This is a genomic window from Candidatus Thermoplasmatota archaeon, from assembly GCA_035540375.1.
Taxonomy (GTDB): Archaea; Thermoplasmatota; SW-10-69-26; order JACQPN01; family JAJPHT01; genus DATLGO01.
The window spans coordinates 15,247-33,387 of record DATLGO010000108.1 but is presented as its reverse complement, the minus strand read 5'-3'; the positions used below and the strand labels follow the sequence as shown (position 1 = coordinate 33,387).

18 protein-coding genes and 1 tRNA gene are annotated in these 18,141 nt (G+C 71.0%); 12 read left to right on the top strand and 7 right to left on the bottom strand.

Annotated elements, in window-relative coordinates:
• Positions 1–99: 99 nt before the first annotated feature.
• From VM889_14620 to VM889_14610, 3 genes are all read left to right on the top strand, one after another.
• Positions 100–1,053 carry a CPBP family intramembrane glutamic endopeptidase gene (locus VM889_14620; protein ID HVL49787.1) on the top strand — a complete coding sequence of 318 codons (954 nt, stop codon included), beginning with the start codon at positions 100–102 and terminating at the stop codon, positions 1,051–1,053.
• 84 nt (positions 1,054–1,137) lie between these two features.
• A complete protein-coding gene (locus tag VM889_14615; protein ID HVL49786.1) occupies positions 1,138–1,470 on the top strand; it encodes a hypothetical protein in 333 nt (110 codons plus the stop codon).
• A 64-nt stretch (positions 1,471–1,534) separates the two neighbouring features.
• Positions 1,535–1,607, top strand: a tRNA-Asn gene (locus VM889_14610).
• A 92-nt stretch (positions 1,608–1,699) separates the two neighbouring features.
• Here VM889_14610 and VM889_14605 read toward each other — a convergent pair.
• Complete coding sequence (locus tag VM889_14605) at positions 1,700–2,119, bottom strand: hypothetical protein (protein HVL49785.1); 420 nt, start codon at positions 2,117–2,119, stop codon at positions 1,700–1,702.
• A 91-nt stretch (positions 2,120–2,210) separates the two neighbouring features.
• Here VM889_14605 and VM889_14600 point away from each other — a divergent pair, with 91 nt between their 5' ends.
• The 3 genes from VM889_14600 to VM889_14590 are packed head-to-tail and all read left to right on the top strand — an operon-like array spanning position 2,211 to position 7,486.
• Complete coding sequence (locus VM889_14600) at positions 2,211–3,050, top strand: metallophosphoesterase (protein ID HVL49784.1); 840 nt, start codon at positions 2,211–2,213, stop codon at positions 3,048–3,050.
• A gap of 1 nt (position 3,051) precedes the next feature.
• Positions 3,052–5,892 (top strand): DEAD/DEAH box helicase, encoded by a 2,841-nt coding sequence (locus VM889_14595; protein ID HVL49783.1) that lies wholly within the window; start codon positions 3,052–3,054, stop codon positions 5,890–5,892.
• 40 nt (positions 5,893–5,932) lie between these two features.
• Positions 5,933–7,486, top strand: coding sequence for an aldehyde dehydrogenase family protein (locus tag VM889_14590; GenBank protein HVL49782.1), 1,554 nt, complete (start codon positions 5,933–5,935; stop codon positions 7,484–7,486).
• On the opposite strand, the gene VM889_14585 is transcribed toward VM889_14590, so the two are convergent.
• Positions 7,487–8,809, bottom strand: a complete 1,323-nt coding sequence (locus VM889_14585) for a Glu/Leu/Phe/Val dehydrogenase (protein ID HVL49781.1) — start codon at positions 8,807–8,809, stop codon at positions 7,487–7,489. It abuts the gene before it with no gap.
• Between the two features lie 134 nt (positions 8,810–8,943).
• Between VM889_14585 and VM889_14580 the strand changes: the two genes are divergently transcribed.
• Complete coding sequence (locus tag VM889_14580) at positions 8,944–10,149, top strand: aminotransferase class I/II-fold pyridoxal phosphate-dependent enzyme (GenBank protein HVL49780.1); 1,206 nt, start codon at positions 8,944–8,946, stop codon at positions 10,147–10,149.
• Here VM889_14580 and VM889_14575 read toward each other — a convergent pair.
• On the bottom strand, positions 10,144–10,524 hold the full coding sequence (locus tag VM889_14575; GenBank protein HVL49779.1) for a hypothetical protein: 381 nt from the start codon (positions 10,522–10,524) through the stop codon (positions 10,144–10,146). The two genes, VM889_14580 and VM889_14575, sit on opposite strands and share 6 nt — an antisense overlap.
• A 229-nt stretch (positions 10,525–10,753) precedes the next feature.
• On the opposite strand from VM889_14575, the gene VM889_14570 reads away from it, so the two are divergent.
• Entirely contained in the window at positions 10,754–10,975 is a 222-nt protein-coding gene (locus VM889_14570) for a hypothetical protein (protein ID HVL49778.1), read from the top strand.
• A 2-nt stretch (positions 10,976–10,977) separates the two neighbouring features.
• Here VM889_14570 and VM889_14565 read toward each other — a convergent pair whose 3' ends face one another.
• Positions 10,978–11,577, bottom strand: coding sequence for a glycosyltransferase (locus tag VM889_14565; protein ID HVL49777.1), 600 nt, complete (start codon positions 11,575–11,577; stop codon positions 10,978–10,980).
• Between the two features lie 105 nt (positions 11,578–11,682).
• On the opposite strand from VM889_14565, the gene VM889_14560 reads away from it, so the two are divergent.
• From VM889_14560 to VM889_14550, 3 genes are read left to right on the top strand one after another with little or no spacing between them, the layout of a single operon-like run.
• Positions 11,683–12,369: a hypothetical protein gene (locus VM889_14560; protein HVL49776.1), complete on the top strand. Its 687-nt coding sequence runs from the start codon at positions 11,683–11,685 to the stop codon at positions 12,367–12,369.
• A 39-nt stretch (positions 12,370–12,408) separates the two neighbouring features.
• Positions 12,409–13,374 carry an MBL fold metallo-hydrolase RNA specificity domain-containing protein gene (locus tag VM889_14555; protein HVL49775.1) on the top strand — a complete coding sequence of 322 codons (966 nt, stop codon included), beginning with the start codon at positions 12,409–12,411 and terminating at the stop codon, positions 13,372–13,374.
• Between the two features lie 43 nt (positions 13,375–13,417).
• The gene (locus VM889_14550; GenBank protein HVL49774.1) at positions 13,418–13,813 is read left to right on the top strand and encodes a hypothetical protein; all 396 of its coding nucleotides are present in this window, start codon (positions 13,418–13,420) and stop codon (positions 13,811–13,813) included.
• On the opposite strand, the gene VM889_14545 is transcribed toward VM889_14550, so the two are convergent.
• From VM889_14545 to VM889_14535, 3 genes are read right to left on the bottom strand one after another with little or no spacing between them, the layout of a single operon-like run.
• Entirely contained in the window at positions 13,814–14,089 is a 276-nt protein-coding gene (locus tag VM889_14545; protein ID HVL49773.1) for a hypothetical protein, read from the bottom strand.
• Positions 14,090–14,140: 51 nt separating this feature from the next.
• Positions 14,141–15,274, bottom strand: coding sequence for a DNA topoisomerase IV subunit A (locus VM889_14540; protein HVL49772.1), 1,134 nt, complete (start codon positions 15,272–15,274; stop codon positions 14,141–14,143).
• Positions 15,275–17,437, bottom strand: coding sequence for a DNA topoisomerase VI subunit B (locus tag VM889_14535; GenBank protein ID HVL49771.1), 2,163 nt, complete (start codon positions 17,435–17,437; stop codon positions 15,275–15,277).
• A 150-nt stretch (positions 17,438–17,587) separates the two neighbouring features.
• On the opposite strand from VM889_14535, the gene VM889_14530 reads away from it, so the two are divergent.
• Positions 17,588–18,118, top strand: coding sequence for a hypothetical protein (locus VM889_14530; protein ID HVL49770.1), 531 nt, complete (start codon positions 17,588–17,590; stop codon positions 18,116–18,118).
• The last annotated feature ends 23 nt before the right edge of the window (positions 18,119–18,141 follow it).

The window sequence follows — 18,141 nt, the reverse complement described above, 5'->3', positions numbered from 1 at the left end:
GCCCCCGGCCGGCCGCCTCGCCGCGGCCCCGACCGTCCGCACGCTGCCTTCGGAAAGGCACGACAAGCTATTTGGCGGGCGCCGGGGTAACGCGGCCTCATGGAATGGACGCACGCCGGCGAGGCGCCGCCCACGACGCCTTATCCGGCGTACGCGCGCGTGCTCGCGGCCGTCGTCGCGCTCGCGGTGACCCTCTTCACTGCGGATGTCGCGCTCGCGCTCCTCGCGCGAGGCCTCGGCCTCACCGCGGCCGCCGCCGTCCTCGGCGCGCTGCCGCTCCTCGCGCTCTTCGCGCTCTACGCGATCGCGCCGCGCGCCCTCACGGCGGGCGTGAAGCGCGTTGCGCCCGGCGTGGACCTCGCGGACGAGGGCGCGTTCTTCGCGGTCGCGCTCCTTGCGACCGCGCTCTACGCCATCTACGGCCTGAGCGTCCTCATCGAGTCGGCGCTCTTCATCGAGGCGCCCGGGGCCTCGCCCCTCGGCGGGGAGGTCACGCTCTCGAGCGACGCGCTCCTCATGGGGCTCGTGCTCAACGGCGTGCTGCTTCTGGCTCCGCCGCTCGCGTGGATCGTGTTCGTGAACCGCCGGCGCGTGGACGAGGTGCCCGCGGCGCTCGATCTCACGACGAGGAAACTCGGCGTGTCGCTCGCGCTCGGCGCGGGGACCGCGGTCGCGGTCATCGTCGCCTTCGCGCTCGTCGTCACCGCGCTTCTTGCGGCGGGCGTCGTCCTGCCGGAGAACGAGCAGGCGGTCGCGATCGCGCGGGCGCTCTCGATCCCCGCGGCCCTCGCGGTCGCGGTCGGCTCGTCGGTCACGGAGGAGGTGTTCTACCGCGGCTTCCTCCTCAAGCGCGTCGGCATCCTCGCGCAGGCCGCCCTCTTCGCGGTCGCGCACGTCTCGTACGGAAATCTGGTGCAGCTCGTCGTCACGTTCGCGCTCGGCGTCGTCTTCGCGCTTCTCGTGCGGCGGACGGGGAACCTCATGGCCCCCATCGCGGCGCATTTCACCTTCAACGCCATCATGCTCCTCGCGGAGCGTTTCGCGACGACGTGACGGACGGTGGCCGGGAAGATTTAAGAACGGCATCCGCCTACTGCGGCGCGCGTGCTAGCAAACCTAGCACGGGACGTTGACGCGATGACGGACAAGCCGGCGGCGCCCGAGTTCCAGGAGAGCAGCCTCACGGGCAAGATCGAGACCGAGATGGAGCTGCTCCAGCGGCACGTGGAGATCCTCAAGGCCGTGAAGGACCACGAGCCCATCGGCATCATCCGCCTGTCCGAGATCACCGGTCACCCACAGCACAAGGTCCGCTACTCGCTGCGCATCCTCGAGCAGGAGGGCCTCATCGAGCCCTCCGCGCAGGGCGCCGTCACGACCGCGCAGCTCAACGAGTTCATCCCGCACCTGCGCCACATCCTCAACCTCATGACGGAGACGGTCGCGGAGCTGCGCAAGACCATCGGCTGATCCCGCCTGGGAAACCTATTTGAAGGGCAGGCTGGATCACGGGTGGTCCCCTCACGGGGAAAATGCCGCCTTAGCTTAGCCGGTAGAGCGTCGGACTGTTAATCCGAAGGTCAATGGTTCGAATCCGTTAGGCGGCGCTCATCGGGAGCGCGTCCGGGGGCCCGCCCCCCGACGTCTCCCCTCTTTCCGCGCGCGCACGGCGCCGCGCTTTCTCGCGACCTCGAGACGCTCACGCGGCGAGCGCTGCCGGGCCGGCCGGGGGCGACGGGCCCGAGACGGCGCCGACCGGACTGGCGACGACGACCTCGAAGCGCGCGCCCGCGATCTCGATCACGTGCGGCCCCGGCTCCGCGAGGGCGAGGACGAAGCCGATCCCGCGCCGCTCGCCCGGCGCGAGCGTGACCTCGGCGCGATCGAGCGCGGCGCCGTCCACGCGGACCTCGAGCGTCCGCCTCCCGGGGACGCTGCCGTTGTTCGCGAGGACGACCTCGACCCCGACCGCCTCGCCGGCCGTCGGGAAGTGCGAGGAGAGCGCGATCCGCTCGACCACGATGCGGTCCGGCGGCCCGCCGGGGGCCGGCGCGCTCGCGACGCAGCCTGCGACGGCGAGCGCGAGCAGGAGAACGGCGGGGGAGGCAGGCGCGCGCACGGCTCCCCGTCCCTCGTCGCCACAGGATGGACCTTCCCGCCCCTTCGTCCATGCGCCAAGGCTATATCCCGGCCGGCCGCATCGGAAGCGCGTGCGCGCGGAGCCCCGGTTCGGCGAGCGGGCCCTCCTCCTCGAGAGCGGGGGCGAGCGCGTCGTGGTCGTGGGCGACCTGCACGTGGGCCTCGAGAGCGATCTGAAGCGCAGCGGCCTGCACATCCCGTCGCAGACGGGCCGGATGCGGTCAAGGCTCGGCGCCATCGTCCGCGAAACGATGCCCGACCGCCTCGTCGTCCTCGGAGACCTCAAGCACGCGATCGCGTACGCGGCGCGACAGGAGACCGAGGAGCTCGAGGACTTCTTCCTCGGCCTCGGCGTGCCCGTCGACCTCGTGCCCGGGAACCACGACGCGGACATCCCGGTCCTCGCGGGCGTCGAGGTCCACCCCGCAACCGGCATCCGCGTCGGCGAGGCGGCGCTCCTCCACGGGCACACCTGGCCGTCGGACCGCGTGATGGACGGCGCGCGGCTCGTCGCGTTCTGCCACAACCATCCCGCGGTGCTTCTCGTCGACGAGCTCGGTCACCGGCACAAGGAGCCCTGCTGGATCCGGGCGCCGTTCGCGGAGGCGGCGCGCGAGCGGTGGCCCACGCTCGACCCCGACGCGCGCGCGATCGCGATTCCCGCCTTCAATGACCTCGTGGGCGGCGTCGCCTTCAACGCGCTCGAAGGCGAGCACCCCCTCGGGCCGCTCCTCGCGAACGGCCTCGTGGACCTCGATGCCGGTCGCCTCTACACGCTCGACGGCGTCGACCTCGGAACCCTCGCGGACATGCGCGAGTTCGGCGCCGCGCGGGAGACGGAACGCAAGCCGCGCGCCCGACGCCGCGCGCGCCGCAAGCCGCGCGACGGGAGCGGCGCGACGGGGCGGTGACGTGGCGGGCGCCTTCGACCTCCTGCAATCCCCGGCGCTCCGCGCGCTCCTCGCGGACGAGGGGTTCGCGAGCCCCACGGCGGCCCAGGAGGCGGCGATCCCCGTCATCCTCGAAGGCAAGCACACGCTCCTCGTCGCGCCGACGGGCATGGGCAAGACCGAATCGGCGGTGCTTCCGATCCTCGACCTGTTCCTGCGCGCGCGCGAGAAGGTGCGCGAGGCCGGCGCGAAGCCGCGCCGCGCCGTGAGCATCCTCTACGTCACGCCGCTTCGCGCGCTCAACCGCGACCTCATGGGCCGCCTCGACCTCTGGGGCCGCAGGCTCGGCGTCGACGTACGCGTGCGCCACGGCGACACCTCGCAGTCGGAGCGCGCGCGGCAGGCGCGCGAGCCGCCCGATTTCCTCATCACCACGCCCGAAACGCTGCAGGCGATCTTCATGGGACCGCGCCTCAAGGAGGCCATCGCGGGCGTGCGCTGGGTCGTCGTGGACGAGGTGCACGAGCTCGCCTCCGACGAGCGCGGCGCGCAGCTCGCCTTCGCGCTCGAACGGCTCGGCCTCCTCGCGGGCGAGTTCCAGCGCGTCGGCCTCTCGGCGACCGTGGGCGACGAGCGAGACGTCGCGGCGTGGCTCGGCGGCGCCGAGCGCCGCGTCTCGACGGTCAAGGTCCCCGTCGCGAAGAAGCTCGACCTCCGCGTCACGAGCCCGGACCCGACGCCGCGCGACCACGCGACCGCCGCGAAGGTCATGGCGCGCCCCGACGCGGCCGCGTACCTCAACACGGTGCTCGACCTCGTGAAGGCGCACACCGCGACGCTCGTCTTCGTGAACACGCGCGAGACGGCGGAGATCCTCGCGGCGCGCGCCCGCATCCTCGACGAGACGTTCCCGCTCGGCGTGCACCACGGGTCGCTCGCGCGCGACGCGCGCATCCAGTCCGAGGAGGCCTTCAAGCGCGGCGCGCTGCGCGGCCTCGTCTGCACGTCGAGCATGGAGCTCGGCATCGACATCGGGTCGGCCGACCTCGTCGTGCAGTTCGGCTCCCCGCGCCAGGTGACGCGCCTCGTGCAGCGCGTGGGCCGCGCCGGCCACCGGCACGACCTCGTCTCGAACGGCGTCATCGTCGCAACCGAGCCGGACGACATCGCGGAGGCGGCCGTCATCGTGGACCGCACGATGCGGGAGGCTCTCGAGCGCCTACCCGGTCCGGAGGCGCCGCTCGACGTCCTCGCGAACCAGCTCGAGGCGATGGCGCTCGAGCGCTCGCGCGTGCGCGCGGACGCCGCGTACGCGCTCGCCCGCCGCGCGCATCCGTTCCGCGCGCTTCCGCGCGAGGTTTTCGACGAGACGCTCGCGCAGCTTGCCGCCCACCGCGTCGTCTGGAGCGAGGGCGGCGACTTCGGCTCGCTCAAGCGCTCGCGTCTCCACATGGTGGAGAACCTGAGCATGATTCCCGACGCGCGGACGTTCCGCATCGTGAGCCTTGTCACGCGCAAAGCCGTCGCGACGCTCGACGAGGCGTTCGTCGCGAGCTTCATCGAGCCCTCCGCGGCGTTCATCTGCCAGGGGCAGGCGTGGCGCGTGGTCGAGATCGACGACGAGAAGGACGAGATCCGCGTCGAGCCGGTGAAGGATCCGCTCGGCGCGATCCCCTCCTGGATCGGCGAGGAGATCCCCGTTCCCTTCGAGGTCGCGCAGGAGGTCGGAGCCCTCCGGGAGGGGATCGCGCGGGACCTCGCCGAGCGCGGCGGGACGGAGGCCGCGGCGCGGGCGGCGGACCGGTGGCGCGTCGGCCCGGAGGCGGCGCGCAAGCTCGTCGCGTACGTGGCCGAGCAGGCGGGGTACGCGCTTCCGACGGATCGGCGGGTCACGCTCGACGTCGGGTCCGGACGCGTCGTCCTCAACGCCGCCTTCGGGTCGAAGGCGAACGAGACGATCGGACGCATCCTGTCGTCGCTCGTGATGGCGCGCGCGGGCTCCTCGGTCGGCCTCGAGGTCGACCCGTACCGCGTCATCCTCACGCTTCCCTCCCGAACGCCGGCCTCCGCCGTCCGGGAGGTCCTCATGGAGACCGCGCCGGCCTCCGTCCCCGCGATCCTGGAGCTCATCCTCTCCAATTCGAACGCGCTCCGCCAGCGCCTCCTGCACGTCGCGCGGAAATTCGGCGCCGTCCAGAAGGGCGCGGACTGGCGCCGCATCAACATGCAGAAGCTCGTCGAGATCTACCGCGGGACGCCCCTCTACCGCGAGGCGATCCGCGAGGTCGTCGAGGAGAAGCTCGACGTGCCGCTCGCGATGAAGCTCCTCGGGGAGATCCAGAACGGCGAGCGGGAGCTCGTCGTGCAGGGCCTCTCCCCGATCGCGCTTGCCGGCATGGACAAGCGCGCCGACCTCATCTCGCCGGCGCGCGCCGACCGGACGCTCCTCGACGCGCTCAAGAAACGGCTCGAGAACGAGCGCGTGACGCTCCTCTGCATGAACTGCCGCGACTGGTCGAGCGAGACCCGCGTCGCCCGCGCCCGGGACGTTGTCGCCTGCCCGAAGTGCGAGGGCCGCCTGCTTGCGGCCGCGCGGCCGTGGCACAAGGAGGCTCTCGCCGCCTGGAAGAAGAAGGGCCGCGCGACCGAGGAGGAGCGCAAGGAGCTGCGCCGCCTCCAGACCGCCGCGAACCTCTTCCTCGACCACCGCGAACGCGCGCTCCTCGCGCTCGTCGCGCGCGGCGTCGGTCCCGACACCGCGGGCCGTCTCCTCGCGCGCCAGAAGCCCGACGAGGAGCCGTTCCTCCGGGACCTCTTCGAGGCCGAGGTCACCTACGCGAGAACGCGCCAGTTCTGGGATTGAGGCGGCAAGGTACAAGCGATTGCGCTCCCGTGCCTCGTCCATGTCGATGGTCGTGTCGCAGGACCCCGCGACGCTCGAGATCCTCGCCGAAATCCCCGCGACGAGCGCGAAGGACGTGGATCTCGCGATCGCGCGCGCCCGCGCGGCGCAGCGGGCGTGGCGGGAGCGCCGGCTCGACGAGCGCCTTTCGCTCCTTCTGCGGTTCTCGACCCTCGTCCTCCGCGACCGCGTCGCGCTCGCGACGCTCGTCTCCCGCGAGATGGGGAAGCCCGTTCCCGAGGCGCTCGCGACGGACGTCCTCCCGCTTCTCGACGCGGTCAAGTTCCTCGAACGGCACGGACTCGGCGCGCTGAGGTCCCGCAAGTTCCGCCTCGACAACCCGATCCTGCTCGATCGCGCAAGCCGCATATACTACGAGCCGCGCGGCGTCGTTGGCATCGTCGCGCCGTGGAACTACCCGCTCGCGATTCCAGGCGCCCAGGCCGTCTTCGCGCTCTTCGCCGGCAATGCGGTCGTCCTGAAGCCGAGCGAGCACGCGACGCTCGTGGCGCTGCGTTTCCGCGATCTCATGCGCGAAGCGGGGCTGCCGGAGGACCTCCTCGCCGTCGTCCCCGGCGACGGGCCCACGACGGGCGCCGCCCTCGCCGCGGGCGACGTGGACCACCTCATCTTCACGGGGAGCGTCGAGACCGGCCGCGCGGTCAAGGCCGCCTGCGACGCCCGCGGAAAGCCCGCCTGCCTCGAGCTCGGCGGCAACGACGCCGCGGTCGTGCTCGAGGACGCCGATCTGCGGCTCGCCGCGAACGGCATCGTGTGGTCGCGCTTCGCGAACGCCGGCCAGACGTGCGCGGCCGCGAAGCGGGCGATCGTCGTGGAGCGCGTCGCGGACGCGTTCGTCGACCTCGTGCGGACGCGCGCCGAGGCGCTTCGCGTCGGCCGCGGGATTGACGCGGACGTCGACGTCGGGCCGCTCGTGTCCGCCGAGGCCATCGCGACGCTCGAAAAGCGCGTCTCGGACGCCGTCGCGGCCGGCGCGCGCGTCGTCGCGGGCGGGCGACGCGCGACGGAGGCGGGGCCGGGACACTTCTACCGTCCCACGATCCTCGCCGACGTGCCGCCCGAGGCCGAGGTCGCGCGCGAGGAGACCTTCGGCCCCGTGCTGTCGATCCTCCGCGCGAAGGACGAGGAGGACGCCGTGCGCCTCGCAAACGCGACCCGCTACGGCCTCACCGCGAGCGTGTGGACGAGGGATGTCGCGCACGGGGAGCGCGTGGCGCGGCGTCTCGAGGCGGGCACCGTCACGGTGAACGACCACACGTACACCTTCGCCGCGATGGAAACGCCCTGGGCGGGCGTGAAGGATTCGGGCCACGGGGTCACGCACGGCGTGTGGGGCCTGCTCGACCTCGTGACGATGAAGCACGTGAACGTCTCGCCCTCGCGGCGGCTCCCGACGTTCTGGTGGTTCCCGTACGCCGCGGGGCGGTCCCGCGAGTGGGAGGACAACCTCGACTTCCTCTACGGGAGGGGCGCGACCCGCGCGAAGCCGGTTCCCGGGATCCTGCGCGCGCTCGCGCGGCTCAGGAACTCCTGATCACGGGAAGAGGCCGCGGGCCCGGATGGCCTCGCCGCAGCGCTCGAGCGCGAGGATGTACGCGCCCGTGCGCATGTCGACGCCCTTCGACTCGGACGCGCGCACCGTGTTGCGGAAGCTCGTGCGCATGGTGTCCGCGAGGCGCTGGTTGACGATGTCCTCGGTCCACGCGAACTTGTTCGCGTTCTGGACCCATTCGAAGTAGCTCACGACGACGCCGCCGGAGTTCGCGACGATGTCCGGCACGACGAACACGTTGTTCTTGTGCAGGATGTCGTCCGCCTTCACCGTGGTCGGGCCGTTCGCGCCCTCGGCGACGATGCGCGCCTGGATCTCCTTCGCGTTCTGCGCGGTGATCTGGTTCTCGAGCGCGGCGGGAACGAGGATGTCGCAGGGCGCCGTCAGGATGTCCGTGCCCCAGGCCTTCGCCTCGGGGTAGCCGCGGATGAGGCCGCCGTTGCGCTTCGTGTACTCGATGAGCTTCGGGACGTCGATGCCCTTCTCGTTGTAGATCGCGCCCGTTACGTCGGAGACGCCGACGACGCGCACGCCCTTCTGCTGGAGGAAGAGCGCGGCGTAGGATCCGACCTTGCCGAAGCCCTGCACGACGGCCGTGAGGCGCTGCGGGTCGAGCTTGAGGTGCTCGGCCGCCGCGACGGCCGTGTCGACGACGCCGCGGCCCGTGGATTCGGGTCGGCCGAGGCTTCCGCCGAGCGTGAGGGGCTTGCCCGTCACGACGCCCGCGGCGTGGTAGCCCTTGACCATCGAGTACGTGTCGTAGATCCAGCCCATCATCTCGCTCGTCGTGTTGACGTCGGGGGCCGGGATATCGGTCTCGGGACCGAAGACGTTAATGAACTCGACCGTGAGGCGGCGCGTGAGGCGCTCGAGCTCGCCCTTCGAGAAGCCGCGCGGGTCGCAGACGACGCCGCCCTTCGCGCCGCCGTACGGGAGGCCGGCGACGGCGCATTTCCACGTCATCCACGCCGCAAGCGCGATGACCTCGTCGAGGCTCACGTCGGGGTGGTAGCGGATGCCGCCCTTCGTCGGGCCGAGCGCGTCCGAATACTGGCAGCGGTAGGCCGTGAAGGCCTTGACGGACCCGTCGTCCATGCGGACCGGCACGGAGGCGATGGTGGTGCGCTTCGGATGCGAAAGGTGCTCCACGATCCAGGGCTCGAGATTGACGTACTTCGAAGCCTTGACGAACTGCTGGTGCGCCATCTCGGCGAGGCTCGGGGGACCCTGACCCTCCTTTGTACGGGGCTGCGAGCCGAGATCGGGCGTGTGCGTCGCGGGCGTTCCGTCCGGGGTGGCCGTCACGTGGATCCCTCGGGTGACTGCTCGCCAAGCCGCCATGGGGTATAAGCGGGTTTCGCCGAGGCCCAAGCGCCGTGCGCCGTGATCGCATGGGAACGACTCGCAACGGCCAAGGCGAGGGACCGCGCTTGTCCCCGGTGAGCCCCTTGTCCTCGCACGCCCTCGACGACCCCCGCCTCGCGCGCCGCGTCGGCCTCTTCCCCGAATCCGTCATCCGGGAGATGACACGGCTCGCCCTCGCGCACGGGGCCGTCAACCTGGGGCAGGGCTTCCCCGACTTCGAGCCTCCGGCCCCCATGGTCGAGGCCGCGAAGCGCGCGCTCGACGGGGGCCACAACCAGTACGCGGTGACGTGGGGCGCGCCCGCCCTGCGCGCGGCCATCGCCGCGAAGGCGAAGCGATTCAACGGGATCGACTGCGACGCCGACAGGCACGTGACCGTCACGTGCGGCGCGACCGAAGCCATGATGGCCGCGATGCTCGCGCTCGTCGACGAGGGCGACGAGGTCGTCGCCTTCGAGCCGTTCTACGAGAACTACGGTCCGGACGCGCTCCTTTCGGGCGCGAAGCTGAAGCTCGTCCCCCTCGACCCCGCGCGCGCGTTCGCGTTCGACGAGGAGCGTCTCAAGGCCGCCTTCTCGCGGCGCACGAAGGCGATCATCCTGAACACGCCGAACAATCCCGCGGGGAAGGTCTTCACGCGCGACGAGATGAAGGCGATCGCGGACCTCTGCCGCGACCACGACGCCTTCGCGGTCACCGACGAGATCTACGAGCACATCCTCTACGGCGGCCGCAAGCACGTCTCGATCGCGACGCTTCCCGGCATGTTCGACCGCACGATCACGGTGAGCGGCGCCTCGAAGACGTACAGCGCGACCGGGTGGCGCGTCGCGTGGGCGATCGCCCCGCCCGCGGCGTCCGTCGCGCTGCGGCGCGTCCACGACTTCCTCACGGTCGGCGCGCCGCACCCGCTGCAGATGGGCGTCGCGGCGGCCCTCGCGCTGCCCGACTCCTACTATGCGGAGCTGAACGCGCTCTACGACCGCCAGCGCCGCGCGCTCGTCGCGATGCTCCGCGACGCGGGCTTCGAGCCCGTCGACCCCGAAGGCGCGTATTACGTGATGGCCGACTTCCGGCACGTGGCCGCGCCGGCGGCGGCGAAAACCGACGACCGACGCTTCGCGGAGTGGCTCGTGCGCGACGTCGGTCTTGCGGGCGTGCCGGGTTCGAGCTTCTTCGGCGACCCCGCGCTCGGTCGCTCGCTCATCCGGTTCAATTTCGCGAAGACCGACGCGACGCTCGCCGCGGCGCGGGCGAAGCTCGCGCGACTCGGCTCATGACCCGCGCGGCGCGCGGCGGTCGCGCCCGAGCGCGAGCGCGATGAACGCGGCGACCAGCACAACGCCCGCGCCCGTCGCGGCCTGCGCGAGGGCGAGCGCGCCGCCGTCGGCCGCAAGCCCCGCGGCCCGGCCGGTCGTGACGTAGCCCCACGAGACGGCGCCGCCGAGCGCCCCCGCAAGACCGAGCGTGAGGAGCGCGCCGCGCCAGCCCCAGCGGGCGACGGGCCCGAAGATGGCGGCGAGCGCGAGAAGGGCCGCGCCCACGAGCCGGACCTCGGCCTGGGCCAGGAGGATTCCCGCCGTCAGAAGGAGAACGCCCACGACAAGGAGGGCGACCAGGATGCGGCCGGCGGCGTCGAGGAAGGGACGATGCATGGCCTCGTCGGGCGAGCGGCCTCGCGTCAGAAATACCCTCGTCTTGGAGGCGTTGACATGTCCCGCTCGCCCTGTCGGTTCGGTCCCCTCCCCGGTCGAGGGAGATGCGGGCCCTCCCACTGGCTTGTCACCATGCAATGTCCCGAGTGCGCCGCGCGGCTCGCCCCCGAAGGCGCGTGCGTGATCTGTCGAGCCTGCGGGTTCAGCCCGTGCGCGGCGTAGGTGGAGCATGCGGACGAACGACCGCAACGTGTGCGGCCGCTGCGGCGGTCACGCGCGCAATCCGAAGAGTCCCGCGCGCGAGCTGCAGCGCCGCGCGTGCCCGCGCTACCCGACCGGAAGCGTCCATCGCGGCTGTTGCGCCCTCGAAGCCTGTTCCGAAAAGGACGCGCGCGGCCACGTGCGATGCGCCTGGGCGCGCGGGGGACGGGAGCGCGTGCTCGCCGGCTGACCTTACGCGTTCGACACGGCGCCCCGCGTTTCGCGCGCCATCGGGTCGGCGGAGGGGTTGCGCACGACGACGGGGACCTCGACGACGCGCAGCCGGCGGCGTCTTGCGAGCGCGAGCACCCGCAGGTTCGAAGCCGGACCTTCGCCGGCGTCGCGCAGGAAGGCGAGGGCCTCGCGCGAATAGGCCCGGAACCCGCTCGTCGCGTCCGCGACGCCGAGCGGATAGAATGCGGTCGCCGCGACGTTCACCGCGCGCGCGGCGAGCCGACGCGCGGGCGGCGAGTCGTCCCGTCCGTCGGCCACGTAGCGCGACGCGACGGCGACGGCGGCTCCGTCGCGAAGGGCTTCCACGAGCGCGGGAATGAACCGGGGATCGTGGCGGCCGTCGCCCGGGAGGGTCACCACGACGTCGCCGGTCGCCGCCTCCGCGAGCGCGCGCGGCCCGAGTCCGCCCGCGACGCGGGCGACCACGGCCTCGGGCGGCGCCCGGCCCGCCACGAGCACTTCCGCGGCCTTGGCCGGACCGAGCGTCGCGGCGGCGACGAGGCCCGTCAACCGGCGACGCGTCAAGGGCGGAACAAGGACCACGGAAACGGCCGCCATGGATGGACGACGCTTCCGGACGGGGTCAACAATCCTCTGGTACGGACTCCGGCCTCGGCGGCTTCGCGCCACGTACCAGAAACGATAGGGCCGCCAAGTCCGGGGATGGAGCGCACCACCCTGGAGGTGGCGCCCCTGTCCCGCATCGCGCTCCCGGCCGCTCTCGTCGCGCTCGTCCTCGCGTCCGCCCTCCCGACCGCCCTCGCCCAGGACCCCTCGGTCTCGCGCGAGTGGCACGGCCAGGACACCGAATTCGGGAGGATCCGAATGCCCTACCAGGCTGAGATGCAGGGCGAGCCGATCCCGATCGAGGCCCGCATCGTGCTCCAGACGCACTACACGGACCAGGACGGCACGTACTTCCTCTTCGCGTGGGACGTGTCCCGCCAGCCGTTCGACGTGCGCTTCGACAAGCTCATGACGGCCTCGGGCTCGGACATCAAGGTCCTGAAGACCGAGTCGGGCGACGGTCAGGAAAAGTGGTTCGTCGACATCAAGAACATGCCTCCGCCCGGCACCGAGATCGTGATGAAGGGCACCCTCGGCGCGACCACCAAGGGGCTGTTCCCGGCGGGCGCGCTCGTCGTCCCGTTCAACTACCGCTGGGAGCCCATCGACATGTCGAACGGCGTCCCGGCGACGCTCTACGCGTTCACGCAGGTGGGCGTGAACGAGGAGACGCGGTCGGTCGGGTGGAGCTTCCCGCTCGCGAAGATCCCCGGCTTCGAGATCCCGCTTGCGGCGGCCGCGATCGGCGTCGCGCTCGTCGCGGCGCGTCGCAGGCGCGCGTGACGCAAAGGGTCTTGACCCGGGACTTCCTCGCCCGGATGGATGCTGTCCTCGGGCGTCTCGGTCAGGCTCGGGAACGGCATCGAGGTGGAGACGCCCGACGGAATCCTCGTCATGGACCCGGGCCGGGCCGCGCCCGGGTCCGTCGTCACCCACGCGCACCTCGACCACCTGACGCCGGGCGCCCACATGACGCCCGCGACGCTCGACCTCCTCCGCATCCGGAAGCCCGGCGCGGACGGGCTCGCGCTCGGCTACGGCGTCGAGGGGCGATCCGGCGGCGTCCCGTTCAGGCTCCACGACGCGGGCCACGTCTTCGGGAGCGCGATGGTGGAAGCCGCCGGGGTCCTCTACACGGGGGACTTCAACCCGCACGACGGCCTCACGTGCGGCCGCGCGCGCCCCGTGAAGTGCGACGTCCTCGTGACGGAGAGCACGTACGGCGACCCTCGGTTCGATCTCCCGCCGAAACCTCTCGTCCTCGAAAGCGTCGAACGCTGGATGCTCCGCAAGCTCCTCAAGGGCCCCGTCGCGCTCGGCGCGTACCAGCTCGGCCGCGCGCAGGAGCTCATCGCGCTCGCGAACCGCTCCGGCATCGTGCCCGTGGTGAGCGGCGACATCGGCGGACTGTCGGCCGTGTACAACGCGCACGGTCACGACCTCGCCTTCGCGGTCATGGGCTCGCCGAAGGCGCAGGACCTCGAATCGGGCAACGCGCTCTACGTCGTCCCGCGCGCGTACCTCAAGAAAGGCCACGACTTCGCGCGCAAGGTCCGCGCGGGCGGCGGCGCCGCCGCCTACCTCTCCGGCTGGTGCCACGTCTACCAGTACTTCGAGGCGTACGACATCGAGGCCCAGTTCTCGCTCTCCGACCACGCCGGTTTCCGCGATCTCCTCGCGTTCGCCGAGGCGTGCGCCCCCCGCCAGGTCCTCACCACGCACGGGGCCGCGAAGGCGCTCGCGCGCGAGCTCCGCAAGCGCGGGATCCGGGCCGAGCCCCTGGAATAGCGGGAGGAAAACGGCTTTGAGGCGGGACCGGCTTCACGACGCCGTGAGCTGCCCGCTCTGCGTGAACGTCCCCCACGAGCCCAAGCTCCTCGAGGACGAGACCTTCGTCGTCGTCGCGACGAAGAACGCGAAGGGGCACAGCTTCCGCGTGATGCTCGCGACGCGCGAGCACCTCGACCCCGCGAAGCTCGCGGACGGCTTCGAGTCCCGCGCGATGGCCCGCGCGCGCGACGTGGGCATGGCGCTTCGCGGCCTCGACCGAGGCTTCGCGGTCTACAAGGACACGTACTCCTCGATTCCGCACCACTGGCACGTCATCGTCGCGGACCTCGAGCCCGGCGAGGACCACGAGCAGGTGCTCGCGACGCCGCGCGTCGTGTACGACCGCGCCTCGCCCGAGGGGCGCGCGGTCGCGCCGCGCGAGCCCGCCAAGGCGTGATCAGCCGATCGTGAACCATTCCTTCTCGGCTTCGCGCAGGCGATGCGCGTAGACGCTCCTCGTGTCGCGCGCCTGCCGCAGGCGATCGAGGTCGAGCGCGTCCACGAACGCCCGTCCGCGGGCGCGGCGGCACGCGGCGAGGAAACCCGTCGCGACGCGTCGATCCTGCGCGATGAGCTCCAGGACGTCGAGCGGAAGACCCAGGCGGCGCCCCTCCGCGACGATGGCCTCGACAAGGCGGCGGGGGACGTCGGGGGCCGCAGCGAGGTCGATCACCAAAGCCGGTCGACCCCGGGCGACTTAACGTTTCCCACCGCGGCAACCCGCTCAGAGGACCCCGAGCTGCGTGAGCTTCTCGGGGAGGTACGTGTCCGTCACGAAGTCGAGACCGTACTTGGCGAGGGCCTGCTGTTCGCTCTTCTTGTTGAGCTGCAGCATGAGCTCGATCTCCCCGCGCCACTCGTCGCTCGCGAAGCGAGGGTCCGTCTTCTCGGCCTCGAGCGCCTTCACGTCCTGCTCCGAGAGCTTGTCCGAAGGCAGCTCGTAATTCACGATGTCCGAGGCCGTGATGCCGAGATACTGCGCCGCGGGCGTCGCGAGGTACTCCGAGATGTGGGCCGTCTTGATGGCGCCGTACGCGACGCTCGCGTAGATGCGGAACGACCACGGGTCACCGTCGGTGAAGACGATGACGGGCAGGTCGTATTCCTCGTTCATGCGCTTGATGAAGCGCCGCGTGGAGCGCGCCGGCTGGCCCTTCAGATGGACGAGGAGCGCGTCGTGCGTCTCGTCGAAGCGGTTCTCCACGAGACGGTCGAACATACCGCCGGTTTCGATCGCGACCACGAACTTCGCGTCGAGCCCGAGGAACTTGAGGCGGTCCTTCTCCACGTTGTACGGGATACCGTAGCCCGCGTCGCCGACGTCGTCGCGGCAGTTGATGCGGCGGCGCTCGCCGTTCCTCGTGACTTCCTCGAGCGTGAGGTTGCCGAGCACGCGCGCGCCGTCCTCCTCGGGGCGGAGCTTGAAGTCCTCGCGAAGCGAGGTCGTAATGATCTCGAGGTCCTCGGCGAGCTTGTCGCTCTGCGACTGCTCGCTGAACTTCGCGAGGTCCCAGCCCTCGCTGATGTAGTACATTTCTCTGAGCGTCGACGACTTGCTGTCGTTGATCATCTGCCGGATGAAGTCGCTCATGAACATCGTCCGGAGGAGCATGTACGCGCCGTCCGTCGTCTTGGCGCTTCGCTCCGTGAGCGCGTCGCCGTACTTCCAGACGTTGAGCTCCTCGTTGAGCTGGATGTTGCCCTTCGTGCGGACGGAGAGCTCGAGGTTCGGGACGCGGTGCGCCTCGAGGTCCTCGTACACGCGCTCCGCGATCTTCGTGAGCTCCTCGAGCGCGCGCTTCTGGCGCTCGGTCGGCTTCGCGCCGGATTCGGCCTTCGCCTTCTTCTTCGCCGCCATCTACTTTCCTCCCTTCCGGGGCTTCTTGGCGTCCGGCTTCGCGCGCGAACCGCCCTTGCCGGGCTTCGGCCGCGCATCCACCTTGAGGAGCGTCACGGCCCCCTTGCCGCCGTCGGCGTCCTCGTCCTCGGCCGCCTCCGCGGCCTTATCGGCCTCGCGCGCGGCGGCTTCCGCCGCCTCGGCCGCGAGCGCCTCCTCGGACTTCGTGATCGTGATGCGCTCGATGACCTCGGTCTCGACCTCGCCCTTCCACGCCTCGGCGCCGATGACGAGCTCCTCGTCGATCCCCTTGACGTAGAGGTCCGTCTCGTCGAAGTCGGATGCGTCAAGGCCTTTGAGGACGAACGAGAACTTCGCCTTCTCGGTGCTCGCGAGCTTCTTGACGCGCCAGCGCAGGATGCCGTTCTTGGCCTCGTCCGCGGGCGGGGTCACGTCGACGACCTCGACCTCGTGCGGAACGACCGAGAAGAGGTCGAACGACTTGCCGGTCATCGTGTAGTTCGTCGCCACGATCTCGACCGTGTGGCGGCGGTGGCCCGCGTGGTACGCGATCGTGTCGTTGATCATCACGTTGTTCATGATGCGCGCGATCACGGGCTCGTAGTCCGGAACCTTCCTGCCGAGGATCGAGGCCGATTTCTCGGCGATCTTCGGGATGATCCTGCGGATGATCGCCTCCTTCTCCTTCATGCGCACGAGCTTCGCGCGCTTGCGGAGGTGGCTGCCGAGCTTGCGGCCGCATTCCTGCAGCGCGAGCTTGATCTCGTTGAAGATGACGTCGATCTCCGCGATCGCCTCCTTCGCTTCCGACGTGAAGGGGACGTTCACGCTCGCGACGTGCACGAGCACGACGGCGGGACCCACCGGGAGGCCCTTCCCGCCGCGCTGCTCCAGCTCGTAGCGGCGCCAGTCGATGCTTTCGACCGAGATGGTGGAGACGCACGCGCCCTTCTGGTACATGAGCGGGACGCGGTTCGCGAAGCGGATGACGCGCACCGTCTCGTCCTTCGGAAGGGAACCGCCGTACGCGATCCCGACCTCGACCTGGAAGGGACGGCCCGAGTACACGGCGGGAGGGCGCGTGACGGTCGCGATGAACTCGACGTCGCCCATCTCCTTCTTGAGGCCCTTCTTCACGAGGACCTCGCCGATCGGGGAGAGGCAGTCCGTGGGGGGCGCCTGCAGCTTGACCTCGCGGAAGGTCTCGAGGAGCGCGCGGGCGTGGGGCACGTCGAGGTCCGCGGGCTTCATCGACTCGAAGGCGTCCTCCTTCTCGCCGAGCTTCTTCGCCGCGACCTTGCAGATCTCCTTCGCCTTCTCGGCGGAGACGCGGGTGAAGTCCGTCGCGAGGAACGCCGAGAGACGCTTCGACTCGCTGAGCTTCGCCATCTTGAGGAGCTGGCCCATCTCGATGCCTTCGGGATGGGGCTTGATCTCCTGCGTGGGGATCGGGAGCTTGTCGGTCGCGCGGTCGAAGACCGTGACCGAGCCGTCGGGCTCCGTGAACGTGATCTTCGCGTGCGGGTTCACGATGGCCGTGCCGCGGAGGTACTCGAACACGCTCTGGGGGCCGCGCTGGTACTTGCCGACGAGATGCACCGAGACGCGGGTGCCGTGCGCCTTCTCGGGCCACGAGTCCACGCCCTCCTTGAGGATCTCGGGCAGGTTCTTCCGCGTGTCGAGCTTCAGGTGGACGACGTTCACGGGGTGACCGTCGCCGATCTTCGAGGCGATGACCGCGGCCTTGCCGGTCGTGAGCTGGCCGTACATGACGACGGCCGAGATGCCGATACCCTGCTGGCCGCGCGACTGGCGGATCGCGTGGAAGCGCGACCCGTAGAGCAGGCGGGCGAAGATGTTGCCCATCTGACGCTTGACGATGCCCGGGCCGTTGTCCTCGATCACGAGCTCGTACTCGATCGCGTCCGAGCCCTTGTCGCCCGGGTTGACCTTGCGGACCTGGACCGCGATCTCGGGCAGGATGCCGGCCTCCTCGCACGCGTCGAGCGCGTTGTCGACGCCCTCCTTCACGCTCGTGATGAGCGCGCGGACCGCGGAGTCGAAGCCCAGGATGTGCTTGTTGCGCTCGAAGAACTCGCTGACCGAGATCTCCTTCTGCTTCTTCGCGAGCTCCTCCGCGATCGGCTTCGCGGGCGGCGTCAAGCGAGGTGCCCCCCGGCAGGGTGAGACAAGGCGAGCGATCCCATCGCCCCCGGAAACGACCCCTTTCCTTCATAAGCATTTACGCGACGCATCTGAAAGAGGGGTTGCGCTCCGCCACGGTCGCGCAGTATATGGAGAAGGCCGACCCGCGTGGGCGCGATGATGCTGCCGACGCACCTCGCGGCGACCCTCGTCGGCTGCCTCCTCCTTGCGCGGTGGCGCGGCCTCGACCGGGAAGGATGGACGCTCGCGCTCCTCTTCGGCGTCGCGATCGACGTCGACCACCTCCTCGAGGTCCCCGCCTACCTCGCGGCCGCGTGGCCGGCGCGCGGCCTCGCGGCCTTCTCGCCCGGCGCGCTCGCCGGCCACGGCGCGGGGTGGCACTCCATCTTCCACGCGCCCGCGTTCGGGCTCGTCGTCGCCGCGGTCGCGATCGGGCTCCGCACGGCGGTCCCGCTCGCCGCTTGGGCTCTTCATCAGACGATGGACTGGGCCGTCGGCGCGGGCGTGGGCTTCGCGACGCCGGCCGAGTTTGCCCTCCTCGCGGCGCTCCTTGCAGCCCTCGCCTTCCTCGCGCGCGACCACGTCCGCCGCACGTGGCCCGGCTGGACGGTCGCCCGCTGGGCTCGCGCGAGCCTCGCCGCCGCCGTTCTCCCATCGATCGTCCGGCGCGAAGGGTGAAGGGCCCGCGCGCCCGCCGGGAT

Coding starts and splice junctions, on each gene's coding strand:
- VM889_14615 (HVL49786.1), top strand. CDS start 1,138: ATGACGGACAAGCCGGCGGCGCCCGAGTTCCAGGAGAGCAGCCTCACG.
- VM889_14620 (HVL49787.1), top strand. CDS start 100: ATGGAATGGACGCACGCCGGCGAGGCGCCGCCCACGACGCCTTATCCG.
- VM889_14565 (HVL49777.1), bottom strand. CDS start 11,577: ATGGCGGCCGTTTCCGTGGTCCTTGTTCCGCCCTTGACGCGTCGCCGG.
- VM889_14590 (HVL49782.1), top strand. CDS start 5,933: ATGTCGATGGTCGTGTCGCAGGACCCCGCGACGCTCGAGATCCTCGCC.
- VM889_14540 (HVL49772.1), bottom strand. CDS start 15,274: ATGGCGGCGAAGAAGAAGGCGAAGGCCGAATCCGGCGCGAAGCCGACC.
- VM889_14555 (HVL49775.1), top strand. CDS start 12,409: ATGCTGTCCTCGGGCGTCTCGGTCAGGCTCGGGAACGGCATCGAGGTG.
- VM889_14560 (HVL49776.1), top strand. CDS start 11,683: ATGGAGCGCACCACCCTGGAGGTGGCGCCCCTGTCCCGCATCGCGCTC.
- VM889_14575 (HVL49779.1), bottom strand. CDS start 10,524: ATGCATCGTCCCTTCCTCGACGCCGCCGGCCGCATCCTGGTCGCCCTC.
- VM889_14570 (HVL49778.1), top strand. CDS start 10,754: ATGCGGACGAACGACCGCAACGTGTGCGGCCGCTGCGGCGGTCACGCG.